This is a genomic window from Stenotrophomonas pictorum JCM 9942, assembly GCF_001310775.1.
Taxonomy (GTDB): domain Bacteria; phylum Pseudomonadota; class Gammaproteobacteria; order Xanthomonadales; family Xanthomonadaceae; genus Stenotrophomonas; species Stenotrophomonas pictorum.
In genome coordinates, this window is sequence record NZ_BAZI01000302.1 from 1 (window position 1) to 3,255 (window position 3,255).

Annotated in this window: 3 protein-coding genes and 1 pseudogene; all 4 read right to left on the reverse strand. The window is 68.0% G+C overall.

The genetic code is table 11. The features are described from left to right. On the reverse strand, positions 1-202 hold a 202-nt coding region (locus JCM9942_RS12745), incomplete at its 3' end, for a hypothetical protein (protein WP_054660118.1). A 75-nt stretch (positions 203-277) separates the two neighbouring features. Further along, positions 278-2,376: pseudogene (gene dinG / locus JCM9942_RS12750) on the reverse strand (ATP-dependent DNA helicase DinG). 75 nt (positions 2,377-2,451) lie between these two features. Continuing rightward, positions 2,452-2,808: a hypothetical protein gene (locus JCM9942_RS12755; RefSeq protein WP_054660120.1), complete on the reverse strand. Its 357-nt coding sequence runs from the start codon at positions 2,806-2,808 to the stop codon at positions 2,452-2,454. Positions 2,809-2,815: 7 nt separating this feature from the next. Beyond that, the coding region (locus JCM9942_RS12760; protein ID WP_054660122.1) for a hypothetical protein at positions 2,816-3,255 on the reverse strand (440 nt) is incomplete at its 5' end.

Sequence of the window (3,255 nt, forward strand, 5' to 3'; positions counted from 1 at the left end):
GCAGCTCATCGGCGACCAAGGCGACATCGGCCTCGCGCTGCGCCAGCGCCTGCCCGGCCAGCAGCAGCTGCTCCAGCGCCTGCCCGTGCGCGTTCAAGGCACCGTCCGCATCGAACAGCGCCAGCGGCGCCAGCACCGGATCGCGCTGCTGCAGACGCTGCAGCGGCAGGGTCCAGGGAAAGGTGGCGATGAAATCGGACATGCGGGCGACAGGCAAGGAAGGGCGAGGCACTGTACGGACTGGCGCCGGCCGGCACCAGTCACACCGGCCGCACGCTCAGCCGATCACGCGCTTGAATGGCGGCAGCGCATCGATGATGCGTTTGCCGTAGCGACGGGTCAGCAGCCGCGAATCGAGGATGATCACCCGGCCCGTGTCGGTGGAGGTGCGGATCAGGCGCCCGGCGAACTGGGTCAGCGTGCGCAGCGCATGCGGGATCGCGATCAGGTTGAACGAGTTCAAGCCGCGGCTTTCGAACCACTCGCTCAGGGTCGAGGTCTGCGGATCGGTCGGCACCGCGAACGGCACCTGGGTGATCACCACCGTGGTGCAGGCCTCGCCCGGCAGGTCCAGGCCCTCACCAAACGAGTTCAGGCCGAACAGCACCGAGCCCTCGCCCGCCGCGGTGCGCCTGAGGTGCTCGTCGATCATCTTCTGCTTGGCGCCGTCGCCCTGCACCAGCACCTTCTTGCGCAGCGTCGCCGGCATCAGCTCGGCCACTTTTTCCATCTTCCAGCGCGAGGTGAACAGCACCATGCTGCCCTTGTCCCAGTCCAGTTCGCTGGCCAGGTACTTGGCCACTTCCTTCGGATGGCGCTCGCGGTCGTCCGGCGTCACCGGGAACGGCGGCACGATCAGCTCGGCCTGGTGGGGAAGGTCGAACGGTGAGGCCAGCGAGACCATCTCCGCGTCTGCGGGAATGCCGTTGTCGATGGCCAGCGACTGGAAATCGCCGCCGCCGGTCAGCGTGGCCGAGGTCATCACCACCGAGTCGACCTCATCCCACAGCAGCTTGCGCAGCACCATCGCCGCCGATACCGGCGAGCAGTGCAGGATGGTGTCGCCATCGCGCGACAGGGTGATCCAGCGCGCGATCGGCGGCTGGCCCTCCTTGTCCTCGCGGCGCCAGCGGCCCACAGGTTGTACTGCTGCTCGACCATTTCCTGGGCCATGCCCAGATTGCGCTGCAGGCGCTCGACCGCCGGATCATCCTGCTTGCCCTTGGCCACCGCCGAAGCCGCCGCCGTGGCCCAGTTGAGCAGGGTGCGGGTTTCATCGGCCAGCACTTCGATCGGCTGGCGCCAGGATTCAGGCAGGCGGCCATTGGCGGCGCGCCACATTGGTTCGCGCTCGTCGGGCTGCGGAATCCATACCTGGGCGATCTCGTCGCGGAAGGCCTTGAGCAGCTTGCTCACCCGCGCCGCCACCTCGATGGCCTCGTTCGGCAGCAGGTTGCCGAGCTTGTCCTTGTCCACCGCGCGGTAGGCGCCGGCGATCAGGATCTGCAGGCGGCCGGTGCGCTTGGCCATGTCATCCAGCGGCAGGGTGGCCGCGCCCTGGTCGATGGCGACGTTGCCGATGTGGTGGCCTTCGTCCAGCACCAGCAGCATCTCGGCGGGCGGGGCGATCAGCGGCTGGCCGCTGTCGCTGTCGCCCAGTGACAGCGCCGACAGCAGCAGCGCATGGTTGGTGACGATGATCTGCGCATCACGTACTTCAGTACGCGCGCGCAGCACCGGGCATTGCGCCGAATACGCGCAACGGCGCCCGGCACAGGCCGAGGCCGGCGTGGTGATGCGCATGCGCAAGGTGGGGGTGACCGGCTCCGGTGCGTTGTCCAGATCGCCATTCCACTTGCCCTCGATGAAGGCCTTGGTCAGCTTCTCGGCCACATCCATTTCGATCGGCGCCAGCGGCCGGTCGTAGAGCGGGGCCTCGTCGCCGAACATGCCTTCCTGGCTGCCCTCGCCCTGTGCTTCGGCGGCATTGCGCGTGCACAGATAACGGGTGCGCCCCTTGGCCAGCGCCACGGTGGCCTGCAGCCCGGTGTTCTTCAGGAAATTGGGGATGTCGCGCTCGACCAGCTGCGACTGCAGCGCCACGGTGCCGGTGCTGATCACCAGCTTCTTCTTGCTGGCCAGCGCGATCGGCACGCCGGCGGTCAGATAGCCCAGACTCTTGCCCACGCCGGTCGGCGCTTCCACCACACCCACGCCGCCGGTGCCCAGCGCACGCGACACCACGCCGATCATCTGGCTCTGCGAACGGCGCGTGCTGAACCCGGGCGTGTTGGCCTGCAGCTTGGCGTAGGCGTCGCGGATGCCGGCCTTCAATTCCTCGGTCAAGGTCCGCGGAGCTTCCACTTTTTCGGTCACGCCACTGTGCTGCCTGCTGCGATCAAGGCCGGCATTTTCCCACACCGGCCCGCATTCACCGAATGCCCGTGCAGATCACACCGTGCCGCGCGCCGCTTGTCGGCGCAGCGCCTGTACCAGCGCCCACGCCAGCAGGATGAAACCGGTGGCCTCCAGCAGCGACAGCGCGAAATGGGCCGCGCCCAGCACCGTGTTCAGGCCACTGAGCCCGGCGAAGTTGCCACCGGCGATCAGCAGCAGCGGCAGCACGCTCAACACGCCGCCGACAAGGGTCGCCGCCAGCAGCAGCACCAGTGCCGACAGCGCCACCGTGCGCACCCGCCCGCGCGGGGTATCCAGCAGCATCACCAGGGCCACCCCCAGCGCGATCAGGACCGGCAGGCGGTAGCCGATGGAGACCAGCAGGGTGGTCAACAGCTGCGTGCTTTCCATGGCGCGCTCAGTCGGCGGTGACCAGGAACGCATCGCGGCTGCGCAGCTGCGCATACACCGCATCGGTTTCCGGACGCATGCCATGCCATTGCTGGAAGCTCTCGGCGGCCTGTTCGACCAGCATGCCCAGCCCGTCAAAACTGTTGCGGCAGCCCGAGGCGCGGGCCCAGGCCAGGAACGGAATGGCCGCCTCGCCGTAGTTCAGATCCACCGCCGTGGTCATGCTGTTGACCAGCGACAGCGGCAGGTTGAAGCCCTCACCGCCACCGCGCGCGGCCGAGGTGGCGTTGATGATCAGTTCGAAATCGCCCTGTTCGCGCAGCGCTTCCCAATAGGCGGAAATCGCGCGGCCCGGCTCGCTCATCGCATCGACCAGCGCATCGGCGCGCTCGGCCGAGCGGTTGACCACGATCAGTTCGAGGATGCCGGCATCCAGCAGCGCCGGTG